Source organism: Streptomyces sp. A1136 (genome assembly GCF_004795055.1).
In the GTDB taxonomy this organism is placed as follows: Bacteria; Actinomycetota; Actinomycetes; order Streptomycetales; family Streptomycetaceae; genus Streptomyces.
The window spans coordinates 1-15371 of record NZ_SSBJ01000008.1; the positions used below are offsets into that span (position 1 = coordinate 1).

Genomic DNA, 15371 nt, shown 5'->3' on the forward strand with positions numbered 1-15371 from the left:
CGGCCGCCGCCATCCTGGTACACCACCACCGCTGCCGCGCGTAGGCCCTGTCGCCGGGGTCCCTCCCCCGGCCACCGCTGGGAGGTGCCCGCAGGCCCGGGCCTCCCGGTACCGCAGCTCGCCCCGTGGTCGGGGCGCCGGAGTACGTCCAGTACCCCGGCGCCCCTCCGCCTTGCGAGGCACGGACCGGACGCCCCGGGCCCCGACCGCGCCACTTTGACGACAGCACCTGGCCCCTGCCCGGGCCGGCGGCGAGACCCGTGGGGCCACCCCGGCCCGCCCGGGGCGCGCGGGGTGACGCCGCCCTTCACCGGCGGCTCCCGGGCCGTGGGTCGACGCTGACGCATGCCCGGAAGCCGTCTCGCGCTCGGCGTGCGTCCCGCCGGGGTCGACGGCGGGTTCCGGCTCGCCCCGCAGGCCGAGGAGCCGGCGGGCCCGACACCTTCCCCGACCCCCGCCGCACCGGTCATGGCGCGCGAAGGAACCGCCCTTCGCGGGATGGAGGGCGCCGGCACCGGGCCGGTGGGCGCGTAGGGGGCGGGCGGGAGGGGCGCCGTAGGCGCCCGCGCGCCCGGTTCCGGGTGGCGCGACGGGGCACGCGTGTCAGGGACACGCTCGTCCGACGAAAAGGACCTCCATGCTCGCCGTCGCGCTGCTCACTCCCCCCGCCCTGCTGGCAGCCGTACTGGCCCTCGGGCGGTACGAAGAACGCCTCCTGGGCGCACCGTCCGTCTCGCCCCCCGTCGCCGCGACCTCACCCCGCCGACCCTCGCTGCCGCCTCCCCCTCCCCCGCGGGCCCACCGGCCGCCCGGCGCACACGGTCGGCACGCGGCCGCCGGCAGGGTCACCCGCTTCCCCACGCGAAAGCAACTGGTTTGAGATGACTGTCGCCCGGCAAGGGGCGATAGACGACAGGCGAAATAGGAACCTCGTCCCGATTTCACACAGGAAGGACCGTCCCATGCGTGTGGCGTTTTTGACGGCTACGGAGGGCGTCGAGCAGGTCGAGCTCACAGAGCCGTGGCAAGCGGTGATCGACGCCGGCGGGCACCCGCAGCTCGTCTCCACCGAGTCGGGTCACGTCCAGGCGTTCAACCACCTCGACAAAGCGGACACCTTCCCGGTCGACCTCGTCGTCTCCCGGGCCTCGGCGGCCGACTTCGACGGACTGGTCCTTCCGGGTGGCGTGGCCAACCCGGACGCGCTGCGGACGGACACCGGAGCGGTGGAGTTCGTGCGGAGCTTCTTCGACGCCGGCAAGCCAGTCGCGGCGATCTGCCACGCGCCGTGGACCCTGATCGAGGCGGACCGCGTCCGGGGCCGCACCCTGACCTCGTGGCCGAGCCTGCGCACGGACCTGGAGAACGCCGGCGCGTCCTGGGTCGACGAAGCCGTGAAGGTGTGCACGGCCGGCCCCAACACGCTCGTAACGAGCCGCAAGCCCGACGACCTGCCGGTCTTCTGCAAGACCTTCCTCACCGAGTTCAACCGCTGAAGGGACACGCTCGCCCATGGGCATCATCGCCTGGATTCTGATCGGCCTCCTGGCCGGGCTCATCGCCAAGGCCATCACCCCCGGGAAAGACCCCGGCGGCTGCCTGATCACCATGCTGATCGGTATCGTCGGCGGCCTCCTCGGCGGCTGGCTCGGCAAGGTCATCTTCGGGGTGGACTCGATCAACGGCTTCTTCCACCTCTCGACGTGGATCGCGGCCGTCGTCGGTTCCGTCATCGTGCTGCTGGTCTACCGGCTGATCGCCGGACGCAGGAACGCCTGACGGCGTCCGCGTTCGAAGCCGGCCCCCGCTCCGTCGCGAGGGCCGGCTTTCGTCGGTCCGAATCCGGGCGCGGCCGCCATGGCCGGTCACGGGCCGCACACCATCACCCGCCACCGCGACCGACGCCCGCCCGCCCGCCCGCCCGTGGCGCCGTAGCGCCGGGCGGGCTCCGTCACTACCAGCGAAGCCGACGGCTGCGGCTCTCCTCCGCTCCGGGACGGCCGCGCAGCTGACCGGCCAGGCGGTGCAGCCGCGGGAAGCGCTCGCGCCGCATCCGCGAGTGCCGGTCGAGTTCCTCGATGAGCCGCTCGGAACGTTTCTCCACGCCGAGTTCGTCCAGGACCCGGTCCGCTTCGGCGAGCAGCGCGCCCGAGAGCTGCCACTCGGCGGGGTGGGTGCGGACCTGCTCCAGAAGCAGGCCCGCGAGGTGGTCCCGGCTCAGACGGGCCGTCTTGAGCTCCTCGGTCAGCCGGCTCTCGGCTTCCTCGGCGTTGGCGCTGACCTGGGCGGTGATCAGCTGGGCGAAACTCTCGACGGCGACGGCCGTGTGCGCGTACAACTCGCGCAGCGCCTGCGCGATGTGGGTCGGGAAGAGGGGTTCGGCGGGCCGCGCGTGGGCCAGGTCGGTCAGGGTCCGGCAGGAGACGCGCAGCACCACCGCGCAGATCTCCAGGGTGTCCAGCCCGGTGCGCAGCACCAGACGGGACAGGAGGCCTTCGCGCACGCGCGGGTTCAGTCGCAGGCTGTCCTCGGCCTGCCGGAGCGCGGCGTCGACCTGGGCGATGTCGTTGTCGAGCCGGCGCGCCTCGTGCAGACGGGCGGCGGCCTTCTCCACCGTGGTGTGTTGGTCGAGTTCGTCGGTGATGTGCACCATCAGGGCCCGCATCCGCCGGGCGAGGTCGGTGATCGCCTCGCTGGCCGGCCCGACCCACACGGGCGGTACGAACAGCACGTTGAACAGCAGGCCGACGGCAGCGCCGATCAGGGTTTCCAACACCCGGTCCCAGGCGGTGTCCGCCACCCGGGTGACGCCGAGGACCAGCATGGCGCTGATCGCGACCTCCGGCACGAACTCGCCGGCCTTCACCAGCGGGCCGATGGTGAGGGAGACCAGGATGATCAGACCGAGGCTCCACCAGGTCAACCCCACCAGTGCGCTGAACCCGATCGCGAGCAGCACCCCCGCCACCACGGAGTTGACCCGACGGATGCCGGTGGTGAGGGTCGAGTAGAGGGTGACCTGTACGACGAGCAGCGCGGTGAGCGGGGCGGTCAGCGGGGCGGGTTCACCGCTGAGCCGCAGGGCGACGACATAGGCGATCACGGCGGCCGCGGTGGAACGGACGGTCTGGACGACAGCGGGCTCCCGGTGTCGGCGCACCAGCTGACGCAGTGGAGCAGAGAATGACATGACCCGCCCCTTCCCCTTCGTATGAAGATCAACGCCGCCCGGCGCACGCGGTACACACCGGATATGTCACGACACGCTACGTGAGGACCAATCCGGTGGGCGCCCACCTCGCGGCGCTTGACTGGGGGGCCGGACCGGACCGACTGGACGAGCGAGGAGAGACGCATGGGACACGGCGGCGACGTCATCGCGGAACTGACCACGGACCACGAGGAGGTGGAGGAGCTCTTCACCAAGATCCAGGCACTGCCGCCGGGCGACGCGCGCAGGAAGCACCACGCGGATCAGGCCATCATGGAGCTGGTCCGACACTCCGTGGCCGAGGAGTCCTACCTCTACCCGGCCGTCCGCGAGCACCTCCCCGAGGGCGACAGCATCGCGGACAAGGAGCTGGAGGACCACGCGATGGCCGAGCGCACCATGAAGGACCTGGAGGGCTGCGACGCGGACGACCCTCGTTTCGACGCCCTGATGACCAAGCTCATGGCGGAGATCCGGGCGCACGTGGCCGACGAGGAGAACAACCTGTTCCCGCAGCTGCGCGCGGCCTGTACGCCGGACATGCTGAACAAGCTCGGCGACAAGGTGCGTCAGGCGAAGAAGACGGCGCCGACCCGTCCGCACCCCTCGGCGCCCGACAAGCCGCCGGCGAACAAGCTGCTCGCTCCCGGCGTGGGCATGGTCGACCGCCTCCGCGACGCGATGAGCGGACGGGGCAAGGACTGACGTGCCCGCAGGGCGGTGGCGCCGCGGGCCGCCCCTCCGGCACCGCGGCCGCCGCTCGCGCGCGGGCTCGGAGCGGCCGTCCGGCCCGGCACCGCGACGGGGTGGGGACTGCGGCGGCCGCCGCGCGTCACCGCAGGAGGTATCGGGAAAACCGCCGCACACGCGACACATGGCCCGGCAGAGCCACGGGCAGGCGGAGAAGACGAACCTCAAGGCGCCCTCAGGGAGACCGCGCCCATGGACACCTCTCTCGCCCGGCACACTGTCACGCTCCGCCCGGAGCCGGGGGCCAACGCCGTCGCCCGCGACACCGCCACCCGCTTTCTGGCCGACGCCCGGGACCACGGCCGTCCCGTACCGGACCCGGCACCGGACACGCTGCTGCTCCTGGTCACCGAACTCGTCACCAACGCCCTGCGGCACACCGAGGGTCCCTGCACCCTCCGTCTGACGCTCCACCCCCGGGCCATCGACGTCGACGTCACGGACACCAGCCCGCAGCGGCCCACGCCCCGCGCACCCGACCACCGGGGGAGCGGCGGTTGGGGCTGGAACCTCGTGCACCACCTCACCGAATACGTGGACATCCGGCCCACCCCCGACGGGGGCAAGACGATCCACGCCCGGATTTCCCTGGAGTGACCTCCGGACGGCCGGAACCCGCCGCTGACCGCGATTTGACCGCGTACCGGGATACGGGATGCCCGATACCGGGCAGTCTGGCGTGTAACGGCATGACAAGCGGAGGCGACGAGCGGATGACCGAGACACCCACACCCCGTCGTCGCCGAACGTCCGCGGCGGCCGGCGACCCCTCGCTCGACGCCGCGACGGCGGCCCGCGCGCGCATGGCGCGGGCGACGGGAGTCCTCATGGCCCTGGTCCCCTGTAGTGCCGAAACGGCCCGGCGGCTGCTGGCTGCCGCCGCGGAGGAGGCGGGCACCACGGTGGAGGAGAGCTGCAAGGCTGCCGTGGCACTGCTCACCGGCCAGGACGAACCCACTTCGCTCCGGCAGGCGCTGCGCACCGCGATGCGCCTGGCCCGGTCGGGGCCGGAGCAGGGGCCGGGGGCCCGACTGCTGCCCCGGGCGGAGGTGTTGCGCGAGCACATCGCCCGCTTCCGGGCACTGCGCCGGGAGCTGCTGCGGGCTCCGGAGGACCTGGCCCTCCAGAGTCGGCTCGACGACGCCACGTACACGTTGTGCGTGATGATGGGCCGCCGGACGCCCCACGACGCTCTCAAGGCCGCCGAGTCGCTGGTGGGCGCGCGGCCACGGCCCGGCGAGGGTGCGGAGGGCCGCAGCGGCCCACGGGAGAGCTGAGGCTCCCTGACGCCGGCTCGGCCCGGGCGCCTGACGCCGACCCCGGCCGGCTCGACATCGGGACGGCCGCCGACCGGTACGACGACGGCTCCGCCCGGTACACACCGGGCGGAGCCGTTCGACCGTCAGGTTCGGGCGGGTGTCAGAGCGAACCCCTCGTGCCCTTGGTGTCCTTCGCGCCCTTGGCCTTGGTCTTGGTGTCTTTCAGCGCGTCCTTCGCCTTGCCCTTGGCCTGGTCCATCTTTCCCTCGGCGGCCATCCGGTCGTTGCCGGTGGCCTTGCCCGCGGTCTCCTTGATCTTGCCCTTGGCCTTGTCCATACCGCCCTTGCCGGCCATGAGGACCTCCTCCTCGGCTCGAATTCGACTGGGTGTGCCCGCCCGTCAGGCGGGCCAGGTGCCCGAGACGCGTCGTACGGCGGTGGCCCCGCCGCGTTCGACAGCGGCCTTGACCACGGCGAAAATCGCCCCTTGCAGGGCAGCCGCGAGCAGGATCTCGCGCCATGCCCTGCCCTCGTCCGTGGCGTCCGGCGCGTCGTCCTCGTGGCCCGCCAGCTTCCAGACCTGTTTGAACGTCACGCCCGCCAGCATGCCGGCGGCGGCGCCGAGCGCCAGTCCCACCGGCTTGTAGGCGATCTTGGCCTTGTTCACCGTCCGCGCTCCTTCCGTCGGCCCCGCGATGATGTCCGGAGCGACCTCCGCAGCGGCGTCTGCCCCACCGCCGCCGGGATAAGCCCGGCCTCCGGCGGGTTTTCGCGCCGTCAGTGCGGCCCGATCGGCTCCTCGCGGGGCGGCAGGGAGCCCATCGCCCACCGGATGGTCCCGGTCAACGCCCGCCCGGACAGGCGTACGAGGTCGTCGGGCAGGTAGGGCGCGGTACGCAGACCCAGCATGGTGCGGGCCCACGGCGGCAGCAAGCGGACGGCGTTGGACGCCAGGACGGTGTACGGGCCGCGGGCCGCCCAGGGCAGCGGCGGCTCGCGGAGGATGAAACGCGCCGCGTCCAGCGCCTCCGGTGTGGCCCGCAGTTCCGGGCGGTAGGCGGCGAGCCGCGCGGCGAGCGAGGCGCGGTCGTCCGGTGGGTCGGGTATGCCGAGCGCGCGGGCGACCCGGGCGGTGTCGGCGACGTACGCGTCGCAACCGGCGCCGTCCAGGGGGTGGGTGCCGAACCGCTGGTGGGCGCGCAGGAAGCTGTCGACCTCCGCCACGTGGACCCAGCACAGCAGGTGCGGATCGGCCGCGTGGTAGGGCTCCCCGGAGGCCGTGGTGCCCCGGATGCGTTCGTGCACCTCGCGCACCCGGTCGACGGCGTGCTGGGCGTCCTCGACGGTGGCGTAGGTGGTGAACGCGAGGAAGGTGCTGGTGCGCTGGAGGCGCCCCCAGGGGTCGCCCCTGAAACCGGAGTGCGCGGCGACGGCGGCCATCGCACGCGGGTGCAGGGACTGCAACAGGAGCGCGCTGAGGCCGCCGATGAACATGGACGCGTCCCCGTGGACGGTGCGGATGGGCCGTTCGGGGCCGAACCAGCGGGGGCCGGGGGTGCCGTGGATGCGGGCGCGGTTCTGTCGCCCCGTCGGCCCGGCCACATGGGCGAACAGGCTCGTCCCGATCCGCTCCCGCAGGCCCTGGCCCCGGTCCGGTCCCTCGGACATCCTCACGCTCCCATCCTCCCGCGCGGCCGGGCGGCCCGGGAACCCCCGGGACGCCCGGCCCGCGCCGGTCCGGTTCGCCGGGGTCAGGCGGACAGGGCCGCGGAGACCACCGAGCGTGCCGCTTCCTGCACTTCGGCGAGGTGCCCGGGGCCGCGGAACGACTCCGCGTAGATCTTGTAGACGTCCTCGGTGCCCGAGGGGCGGGCCGCGAACCAGGCGTGGTCGGTGGTCACCTTGATCCCGCCGAAGGCCGCGCCGTTGCCCGGGGCGCTGGTGAGCACGCCGGTGACCGCGTCACCGGCCAGGGTGTCCGCGGTGACCTGCCGCGGGGACAGCCGGGCGAGGACGGCCTTCTCCTCCCGGGTGGCCGGGGCGTCGATCCGGGCGTACGCCGGCTCCCCGAACCGGGCCGTGAGCCCGGCGTACCGCTCGGAGGGGCTCTGTCCCGTGACCGCGAGGATCTCGGAGGCCAGCAGGGCCAGGAGGATGCCGTCCTTGTCGGTGGTCCAGACGGAGCCGTCGCGGCGCAGGAAGGAGGCGCCCGCGGACTCCTCGCCGCCGAACCCGAGGGTGCCGCCGGCCAGGCCGTCCACGAACCACTTGAAGCCGACCGGGACTTCCACCAGCTCCCTGCCGAGGTCGGCGGCCACCCGGTCGATCATCCCGGAGGACACGAGGGTCTTGCCGATGCCGGCGGAGGACGGCCATCCCTCACGGTGGCGGTAGAGGTAGTCGATGGCGGTGGCGAGGTAGTGGTTGGGGTTCATCAGGCCGCCGTCCGGGGTGACGATGCCGTGCCGGTCGGCGTCGGCGTCGTTGCCGGTCGTGATGTCGAACCGGGCCCGTCCCTCGATGAGCGAGGCCATGGCGTGCGGGGAGGAGCAGTCCATCCGGATCTTCCCGTCCCAGTCCAGGGTCATGAAGCGCCAGGTGGGGTCGGTCTCCGGATTGACGACGGTCAGGTCCAGGCGGTGCTCCTCGGCGATGCGTCCCCAGTAGGCGACCGAGGCGCCGCCGAGCGGGTCGGCGCCGATGCGTACGCCCGCCGCGCGGACGGCGTCGAGGTCGAGCACGGAGGGAAGGTCCCGGACGTAGGCCCCGAGGAAGTCGTACCGGGCGGTGGTGGGGGCCGCGAGGGCCCGCGCGTACGGCAGTCTCCGCACCTCCTTCGAGCCACCGGCGATGATCTCGTTGGCCCGGTCCTGGATCCAGCCCGTCGCGTCCGATCCGGCGGGGCCGCCGTGGGGCGGGTTGTACTTGAACCCGCCGTCGCCGGGCGGGTTGTGCGAGGGGGTGACGACCACCCCGTCGGCCAGGGCGTCGGTGCGGCCCCGGTTGTGGGTGAGGATGGCGTGGGAGACCGCGGGCGTGGGGGTGTAGCCGTCGGCGGTGTCGACGAGGACGTTCACGCCGTTGGCGGCGAACACCTCGACGGCCGTGACCCGGGCGGGTTCGGACAGCGCGTGCGTGTCGGCGCCGAGGAACAAAGGCCCGTCCACGCCCTGCCGGGCCCGGTACTCGCAGATGGCCTGGCTCGTCGCGGCGATGTGGTCCTCGTTGAACGCGGTGGCGAGGGACGATCCGCGGTGCCCCGAGGTGCCGAAGCCGACGCGCTGGGCCGGGTCGGCGGGGTCCGGGTGCAGGGCGTAGTACGCGGTCACCAGGCGGGACACGTCGATGAGGTCCTCCGCTCGCGCCTGCTGCCCAGCTCGCTCGTTCGGCATCCGTTCGCTCCTCCGTACTGGTCGGGACTCCCGACGGGGTCCGCGCCGCTCCATGGTCGTGCCGGAGGCGGACGCGGCCGGGCCCCGGGCCCCGCCGCTCCGATCCGCCCCCCACACGGCCTACCCAGCGAGGGCGACTCCTACCGGCCCCGTTCGCTGCGTTCGTCCGGGTTTGGGGCAGCGGTGAGCGGTTAGCCGCAGCGTGCCGGGGCACGCGCGGCAGCGTCCGCGTGCTTCGGTACGGCCCCCGCGAGCGGGGGCGTCGAAGCGCTTTCGAGGAGGTTGTGCCACGTGGAACGCAGCAGCGGGGCCCCTGACCCCACCACCATGTACCCCCGGCCGGAATTCCCCCGACAGGAGCAGGAGCACCCGGGACGGACCGGGGCGATGGACCCGGTACCCGACCACGGTGAGACGTCCTACCGGGGCCACGGTCTGTTGGAGGACCGCAAGACCGTGATCACGGGCGGTGACTCCGGCATCGGCCGGGCGGTCGCGATCGCCTACGCGCGCGAGGGCGCCGACGTGCTCTTCACCTACCTGCCCGGGGAAGAGGAGGACGCCCGGCAGACCGAGCGGCTGGTGGAGGAGGCGGGCCGCAAGGCGGTGGCCGTGGCCTGTGACATCCGCGAGGAGGAACAGTGCCGGGCGCTGGTGGAGCGGGCGGTCACCGAGTTCGGTCGCATCGACGTACTGGTCAACAACGCCGCCTACCAGATGGCACAGCCCGAGGGGATCTCCGCGATCACCACCGAGCAGTTCGACCGGGTCGTGCGCACCAACCTGTACGGGATGTTCTGGCTGTCCAAGATGGCCCTGCCCCACATCCCGTCGGGCGGGAGCATCATCAACACCACCTCCGTCCAGGCCTACAAGCCCAGCCCGCCGCTGCTGGACTACGCCATGACCAAGGGCGCCATCGTCACCTTCACGCAGGGCCTGGCCCAGATGACGGCGTCCGACGGCATCCGGGTCAACGCCGTCGCGCCCGGGCCCGTGTGGACTCCACTGATCCCGGCCACGATGCCGGAGACCGGCGACTTCGGCGCCCAGTCGCCGCTGGGCCGACCGGCCCAGCCCGCCGAACTGGCCCCCGCGTACGTCTTCCTCGCCTCGACCCAGGCGAGCTATCTCACCGCGGAGATCCTCAACGCCACCGGCGGGACGCCGCTCCCCTGACATCGGAGGACATGTGTCACACGACCACCAGGCCGACGAGGCCCTGTACGCCCGGATCGACGAGGAGGTGGCCCTGCGCGCCGACCGGCTCTGGGACATCAGTTGCGCCCTGCACCGGGACCCCGAGACCGCCTACGCGGAGCACCGCTCCTCCGCCCTGCTGAGCGCCGAGTTCGAGCGGGAGGGCTTCACCGTCGAGAGGGGCACGGCCGGGCTGCCGACCGCGTTCGTCGCCCGCTCCGGCGACGGGGACGGGCCGCGCGTGGCCCTGCTGATGGAGTACGACGCGCTGCCCGGTCTGGGGCACGCCTGCGGCCACAACCTGATCGCCGCCGCCGGGCTGGGAGCGGCGGCCGCGGTGCGGGCGGCGCTCGGGGACGCCGGGGGGACGGTGCTGGCCGTGGGGACCCCGGCCGAGGAGCGGGGCGGCGGCAAGGTGGAGTTGGTGTCGGCGGGCGTCTTCGACGGGGTGGACGCCGCGCTGATGTTCCACCCGGGGGTCCACAGTTGGGCGTGGGCGCCGCTGACGGCCCAGCGTCAGGTCAGGGTCGGGTTCCACGGCCGCGCCGCCCACCCCACCGGCAACCCGACGGAGGGCGTCGACGCGCTCGCCGCCCTGGTCCAGCTGTTCAACACCACCGCCGTACTCGCCGGGCGGCTGCCCGCCGGCTCGCACGTCCAGGGCATCGTGACGGACGGCGGCGAGTCCACCAACGTCGTACCCGCCTACGCCGAAGGCCTGTTCGGGCTGCGCGGTGCGACGACGGGCGCGTTGGAGGAACTGGCGGCGGAACTCGACTCCTGCGCCCAGGGGGTCGCCAAGGCCACGGGCACCAAGGCCGAGGTCACCCCGGTCGGTACGGGCTACCGGCACTTCCGCAACAACCGGGCGCTGTCGGACCGGTTCACCCGACACATCGGGCGGGCCGGCATCGCGGTCGGTGATCCGGCGCCGGGGGTGTACCTGGGCTCCTCGGACATCGGAGACGTGAGCCACCGGGTCCCGGCCATCCACCCGTTCGTCGCGATCATGGACGAGTCCGGCTCCGATCACACTCCCGGTTTCGCTCTCGCCGCGGCGGCCCCGCCGGGGCGGCGGGCGATGCTGGCCTCGGCGCGGGCTTTGGCCTGCACGGCGGCGGACGTCTTGCTGGACGCCAGGTTGAAGGAGACGGCCTGGGAGCAGCTGCGGCAACAGGCCGCGGCGGGGGCGTGACCGTACGGTGGCGGCATGCGCCTGTTGCTGATCTCCGACACGCATCTGCCCACGCGCGCCAAGACGCTCCCGGCCGCCTTGGTGGCGGAGCTCGGGCGCGCGGACGTGGTCGTCCACGCGGGTGACTGGGTGGACGAGGCCGCCTACGCGCTGGTCGCGGGGCACGCCCGCGAGCTGGTCGCGGTGCACGGGAACAACGACAGCCCGGCGCTTTGCGAGCGGCTGCCGGAGGTGGCGCGGGTGGTTCTGGAGGGCGTGCGCGTCGGGGTGGTGCATGAGACGGGGGCCGCGGCCGGGCGGGAGGCGCGGTGTGCCAGGCGGTTCCCGGACCTGGACGTCCTGGTGTTCGGTCACAGCCACATCCCCTGGGACACCACCGCCCCCGGTGGCCTGCGGTTGCTGAACCCCGGTTCCCCGACCGACCGGCGCCGCCAACCGTTCCACACGTACATGACGGCCGAGGCCGTCGGCGGGGAGCTGACCGGGGTCCGGCTGCACCGGTTGCCACCCGCGCGCTGACGCCCGGGCCCCGCGCCTTCACGGCGGGCCGTGCGGGCCGCCGGGTCGCTCGGCCTCGGCGCCTCCGTCCCCGAGGAGGACCGGGCCCAGGCCGCTGATCTCCAACAGTCTCCGCAGGTGGCCGGGGACTCCCGTGAGGACCACCGATCCTCCCGCGTCCAGGGCCCGGCGGCGCAGTTGCACGAGGGCGCTGAGGCCGGAGGAGTCGCAGAAGGTCACCGCGGAGACGTCCAGGACGAGCCGCGGGTTGACCTCGACCAGACTCGTGGCCTCCTCGCGCAGTTGACGAGCGGTGTGCCAGTCCATGGCGCCGGCGAGCGCGGCGACCAACCGGGGGCCGTCCGCTTCCCGGACGCTCAGACGCAGGACGCTGTGGTTCACGGGTCGGCCGTGCCGGTGTGGGCCGCCGCCTCCCGCGTGCGCTCGGGCCTGGGTCCGAGCCATTCGCACAGCAGGATGGTGGCGTCGTCGTCGAGGTGTCCCTCGTGGTGCTCCATGACGGCCTGGATGAGGCGCCTCAGGGTCTCCGGCACCGGCAGCCCGTCGGCGTGCCGGCGGATGAGGAAGTCGCTGAACCGTTCGAGGCCGAACTCGTTCGAGCCGGGACGGCGCGCCTCGGTGATGCCGTCGGTGTACAGCACCAGCCGGTCCCCGGGTTCCAACTGCTCCCGGCAGACGGTGACCGGCAGTTTGAGGTCGGTGCCCATGGGGTGGGCCGGGGGACACGTCAGCCGGCTGGTCCACCGGCCGCCCCGGATGACGAGGGGCGGATGGTGGCCGCGGTTGACCCAGGTCAGCTCGCCGGTCGAGGTGTCGAGGTCGGCCAGGATGCCGGTCACGTAGGAGTCGTGCCGGAACTGCTCCAGCAGCAGCTCCTCCACCCGCTCGCTCGTGTCGACCAGGTCCGACCCCTGGCGGCGGGAGTTGCGGCAGGCACCGACCGCCAGGTTAGCCGCCAGTCCGGCGGCGGTGTCGTGTCCCATCGCGTCGAAGATCGACAGGTGCACCACCGGACCGGCCAGGGCGTAGTCGAAGGCGTCGCCGCTGATCCGGTAGGCGGGCTCCATGACGGCCGAGATCACCACCCGGCCGTCCGCGTAGGTGCGCGGGGGCATCAGGTGCCACTGCATCTCCGCGGCGACGTTCATGGGAGTGGTCCGCACGAGGCGGGCGTAGGAATCGCTGTGGTCCCGCTTGGTGACGACCAGCAGGGCCAGGAGGGAGGCGAGGGACTCGGCGTCCTGCCTGGCCTGGTCGTCGTCGTGGGGGGTGGTCAGCCTGACCAGGCCCAGCCGCTCGGCGCCGTCCAGCATGGGCACCCACCACTGGAGGTCGTCCCGTACCGTCACGGGCACGATCTCGCCGTACTGGTAGGCACGGCCGGCCAGCGTGCCCTCGATCGGCAGCTCGGGCTCCGCGACGCAGTCCCCCGGGGCGGGTACGTCCAGCCCCATGCCGGTGAGCAGCCGCAGCACGCTGCCCTGCACGTCGGCGACGTAGACGCACACGTCGGTGAAGCCGGCGTACGCGCCGTGGACGCGGGCCTGCTCCGGTACGCGTTCCATCGGCATGAGGTGGCTGGCCGCCAGCAGGCCCATCAGCATGCGTCGGCTGCCGTGCTCGCGCTCGATCGTCACCGAGTCCTCTCGTCCGCTCACGGCCCGGTACGTGACGGGGGTACGTCACAGCCCCGGTGCGTCACGGCCCAGTCCAGCACACCGGGGCCGGCGCCGCCCCTCAGGAGGTCGCGCCGCCCCGGAGCCGGAGGGACCTCAGGGCCGTACGGGCGGCGTTGGCACCGGGCGCCCCGTGTACCCCGCCGCCGGGGTGGGCCGTCGAGGAGGCGAGGTAGAGGCCGCGGACGGGGGTGCCGGGGCGGCCGGTGCCGGGGACGGGACGGAAGAGCAGTTGCTGGTGCAGATTGGTGGTGCCCTGGTTGACGGCGCCGCCGATCAGGGCCGGGTTGAGTTGTTCCAGGTCAGGGGGTGCGAGGACGCGACGGGCCCGTACGGTGGCGCCGAAACCGGGGGCGTAGCGCTCGATCTGCGCCTCGACGCGGGCGGCGATCGCCTCCTTGTCGCGTTCGTCCCACGTGCCGGTGATGGCGCCCGGGCCGTCGTCCGCGGCGTCACCGACGATGTTCTGGGGGACGTGGGTGTACGCCCACGCGGATTCGGTGCCGGCGGGTGAGCGGGTGGCGTCCGCCGTGGTCATCTGGCCGAGGATTACGAACGGGACGCTCGGCACCCGGCTCATCGCGATCTGGGCGGAGAACATGGTCAGCTCGTCCAGGCCCTCGGCCAGATGGACCGTCCCGGCCCGCCGGGCGCCCTCGGACCGCCAGGGGATCGGCTCGGACAGGGCCCAGTCCACCTTGACGGTGGCGAAGTCCCACTGGAAGCGCCGCAGATCGGAGCGCAGCCGCTCGGGCAGGTGCTCCCGGCCCACCAGCCGCTCGTAAAGGATCGGGGCGGGCACGTCGGCGAGCACGGCCCGACGGACCGGGATCTCGACGCCGTCCTCGGTGCGCACGGCGACGGCGCGTCCGCCCCGGACCACGACGCGGGTGGCCGCGCGCGAGCAGTACAGGGTGCCGCCGCGCGCCTCCAGGCGGCGCACCAGGGCCCGGGTGAGGGCCTGGGCCCCTCCGACGGGCACGGGGAAGCCGTACGCCTGGCCGAGCATGCACATCAGCCAGCCGAAGCCGCCGCCGAGGGCCGACTCCGGGCCGAGGTCGGCGTGCAGGGCGTTGCCCGCGATCAGCAACCGGCCGCCCTCGCCGGAGAACTCCTCCTCGCCGAGCCTGCGGGCGGGCAGCAGCATCCTGCGGGCCAGCCGCAGGCCCTCCGCCGCGCGCAGCCGTGCGGCGAGCCGCGCGCCGGCGCGGACGGGCGGGAAGGGGGTGAACAGGCAGCCCAGGATGTCGTCGCCGGTGCGCTGCCAGAGGGCGCAGAGCCGCTCCCAGGCGGCTCCGTCGCCCGGCGCGAAGGCTTCCACGGAGGCCGCCGTGTCGTGGACGTCGCCGCCGAGGACGGCGCAGCGGCCGTCTTCGAGGGGGTGGGCGACCACCGCCGGGGCACGGCTCCAGCGCAGCCCCTGTTCTTCCAGGCGCATGTCCCGGATCACGGGGGAGGCCGCCGCGAGCGGGTAGAAGGCGCTGAACAGGTCGTGGACGTAGTCGGGGTGGAGCCCCCGGTCGCTGCGGACCGCCCCGCCGGGTTCGGGGGCCGCCTCCAGGACCACGACCCGCCAGCCCGCGTCGGCGAGGACGTTGGCCGCGACCAGGCCGTTCGGGCCGGCGCCGATGACCACCGCGTCAGGATTCGCCATCGGGTCGGGCTCCCTTGGACTCCACGGCTCGGGAGAGGCGTCCGAGCATGGTGCGGTGGCGGAGCTGGACGAGGAGGTCGATGGCGGCGTTGTGGAAGGACCCGTTGCGGCCGCGCAGGGGGTGTTCGTCGATGATGACGAGGGTGTCCCTGCCCCAGGGTTTGATCTCGATGGCGATGCGGGCGCTGCCGCCCTTGCCGGCCATCGCCTCCAGTTCCAGCCGGTCCGGTGGCTCGCAGACCCGTACGACGGTCCGCCCCTCGTAGGTGACGGGGCCGAGCTTGACGCGGTAGCCGAGGGTGGCGCCTTCCATGGGCCAGTGCCCCTCGTCCTCCCACGAGTCCTCGGTGCCGACCACCCAGTCGGCGTACCGGCTGCCGTCCTTGAGGACGTCCCACACCCAGGCGGGCGGACGACGTATGAGCCGGTGCTGCACTGCCATGGCTCCTCCAGGTGCTCGGTGGCGCGTCGGTGTCCGGCGCCTACCCCGGGCGACCGGGTTCATACGGCGCGCG

General features: G+C 73.3%; 18 protein-coding genes. 9 read left to right on the forward strand and 9 right to left on the reverse strand.

Features of this window, described 5'->3' with window-relative positions; translation table 11 throughout:
- Nucleotides 1-345 precede the first annotated feature (345 nt).
- The 3 genes from E6R62_RS09800 (at nucleotide 346) to E6R62_RS09810 (ending at nucleotide 1779) form a co-directional block, all read left to right on the forward strand.
- Nucleotides 346-534, forward strand: a complete 189-nt coding sequence (locus E6R62_RS09800; RefSeq protein ID WP_136212967.1) for a hypothetical protein — start codon at nucleotides 346-348, stop codon at nucleotides 532-534.
- Nucleotides 535-962: 428 nt separating this feature from the next.
- Nucleotides 963-1496 carry a type 1 glutamine amidotransferase domain-containing protein gene (locus tag E6R62_RS09805; protein WP_136212968.1) on the forward strand — a complete coding sequence of 178 codons (534 nt, stop codon included), beginning with the start codon at nucleotides 963-965 and terminating at the stop codon, nucleotides 1494-1496.
- 16 nt (nucleotides 1497-1512) lie between these two features.
- Complete coding sequence (locus E6R62_RS09810; RefSeq protein ID WP_136212969.1) at nucleotides 1513-1779, forward strand: GlsB/YeaQ/YmgE family stress response membrane protein; 267 nt, start codon at nucleotides 1513-1515, stop codon at nucleotides 1777-1779.
- A gap of 175 nt (nucleotides 1780-1954) precedes the next feature.
- Here E6R62_RS09810 and E6R62_RS09815 read toward each other — a convergent pair whose 3' ends face one another.
- A complete protein-coding gene (locus E6R62_RS09815; RefSeq protein WP_136212970.1) occupies nucleotides 1955-3190 on the reverse strand; it encodes an aromatic acid exporter family protein in 1236 nt (411 codons plus the stop codon).
- 165 nt (nucleotides 3191-3355) lie between these two features.
- On the opposite strand from E6R62_RS09815, the gene E6R62_RS09820 reads away from it, so the two are divergent.
- From E6R62_RS09820 to E6R62_RS40760, 3 genes are all read left to right on the forward strand, one after another.
- Complete coding sequence (locus tag E6R62_RS09820; protein WP_136212971.1) at nucleotides 3356-3916, forward strand: hemerythrin domain-containing protein; 561 nt, start codon at nucleotides 3356-3358, stop codon at nucleotides 3914-3916.
- Between the two features lie 237 nt (nucleotides 3917-4153).
- Complete coding sequence (locus tag E6R62_RS09825) at nucleotides 4154-4558, forward strand: ATP-binding protein (protein ID WP_136212972.1); 405 nt, start codon at nucleotides 4154-4156, stop codon at nucleotides 4556-4558.
- A gap of 116 nt (nucleotides 4559-4674) precedes the next feature.
- Entirely contained in the window at nucleotides 4675-5238 is a 564-nt protein-coding gene (locus tag E6R62_RS40760; protein WP_240801576.1) for a DUF5133 domain-containing protein, read from the forward strand.
- A gap of 142 nt (nucleotides 5239-5380) precedes the next feature.
- On the opposite strand, the gene E6R62_RS09835 is transcribed toward E6R62_RS40760, so the two are convergent.
- The 4 genes from E6R62_RS09835 to pgm form a co-directional block, all read right to left on the reverse strand.
- Nucleotides 5381-5575 carry a CsbD family protein gene (locus E6R62_RS09835; RefSeq protein WP_136212973.1) on the reverse strand — a complete coding sequence of 65 codons (195 nt, stop codon included), beginning with the start codon at nucleotides 5573-5575 and terminating at the stop codon, nucleotides 5381-5383.
- A gap of 45 nt (nucleotides 5576-5620) precedes the next feature.
- Nucleotides 5621-5887, reverse strand: coding sequence for a DUF4235 domain-containing protein (locus tag E6R62_RS09840; protein ID WP_136212974.1), 267 nt, complete (start codon nucleotides 5885-5887; stop codon nucleotides 5621-5623).
- A gap of 110 nt (nucleotides 5888-5997) precedes the next feature.
- Nucleotides 5998-6888 carry an oxygenase MpaB family protein gene (locus E6R62_RS09845; RefSeq protein ID WP_136212975.1) on the reverse strand — a complete coding sequence of 297 codons (891 nt, stop codon included), beginning with the start codon at nucleotides 6886-6888 and terminating at the stop codon, nucleotides 5998-6000.
- Between the two features lie 83 nt (nucleotides 6889-6971).
- On the reverse strand, nucleotides 6972-8612 hold the full coding sequence (pgm, locus tag E6R62_RS09850) for a phosphoglucomutase (alpha-D-glucose-1,6-bisphosphate-dependent) (RefSeq protein ID WP_136212976.1): 1641 nt from the start codon (nucleotides 8610-8612) through the stop codon (nucleotides 6972-6974).
- 327 nt (nucleotides 8613-8939) lie between these two features.
- Here pgm and E6R62_RS09855 point away from each other — a divergent pair, with 327 nt between their 5' ends.
- Genes E6R62_RS09855 through E6R62_RS09865 form a run of 3 tightly spaced genes read left to right on the forward strand, consistent with a single transcriptional unit; the run spans nucleotide 8940 to nucleotide 11526 of the window.
- A complete protein-coding gene (locus E6R62_RS09855; protein ID WP_136213131.1) occupies nucleotides 8940-9791 on the forward strand; it encodes an SDR family oxidoreductase in 852 nt (283 codons plus the stop codon).
- 13 nt (nucleotides 9792-9804) lie between these two features.
- Nucleotides 9805-11007 carry an amidohydrolase gene (locus E6R62_RS09860; protein ID WP_136212977.1) on the forward strand — a complete coding sequence of 401 codons (1203 nt, stop codon included), beginning with the start codon at nucleotides 9805-9807 and terminating at the stop codon, nucleotides 11005-11007.
- A gap of 15 nt (nucleotides 11008-11022) precedes the next feature.
- Nucleotides 11023-11526 carry a metallophosphoesterase gene (locus E6R62_RS09865; protein WP_136212978.1) on the forward strand — a complete coding sequence of 168 codons (504 nt, stop codon included), beginning with the start codon at nucleotides 11023-11025 and terminating at the stop codon, nucleotides 11524-11526.
- Between the two features lie 18 nt (nucleotides 11527-11544).
- Here E6R62_RS09865 and E6R62_RS09870 read toward each other — a convergent pair whose 3' ends face one another.
- The 4 genes from E6R62_RS09870 to E6R62_RS09885 form a co-directional block, all read right to left on the reverse strand.
- On the reverse strand, nucleotides 11545-11907 hold the full coding sequence (locus E6R62_RS09870) for an STAS domain-containing protein (protein WP_168714013.1): 363 nt from the start codon (nucleotides 11905-11907) through the stop codon (nucleotides 11545-11547).
- Nucleotides 11904-13130 (reverse strand): PP2C family protein-serine/threonine phosphatase, encoded by a 1227-nt coding sequence (locus E6R62_RS09875; RefSeq protein WP_136213132.1) that lies wholly within the window; start codon nucleotides 13128-13130, stop codon nucleotides 11904-11906. The genes E6R62_RS09870 and E6R62_RS09875 overlap by 4 nt, the downstream gene beginning before the upstream one ends.
- A 133-nt stretch (nucleotides 13131-13263) precedes the next feature.
- A complete protein-coding gene (locus tag E6R62_RS09880) occupies nucleotides 13264-14856 on the reverse strand; it encodes an NAD(P)/FAD-dependent oxidoreductase (protein ID WP_136212980.1) in 1593 nt (530 codons plus the stop codon).
- On the reverse strand, nucleotides 14843-15298 hold the full coding sequence (locus E6R62_RS09885) for an SRPBCC family protein (RefSeq protein ID WP_136212981.1): 456 nt from the start codon (nucleotides 15296-15298) through the stop codon (nucleotides 14843-14845). Before E6R62_RS09885 ends, E6R62_RS09880 begins: the two co-directional genes overlap by 14 nt.
- Between the last annotated feature and the right edge of the window lie 73 nt (nucleotides 15299-15371).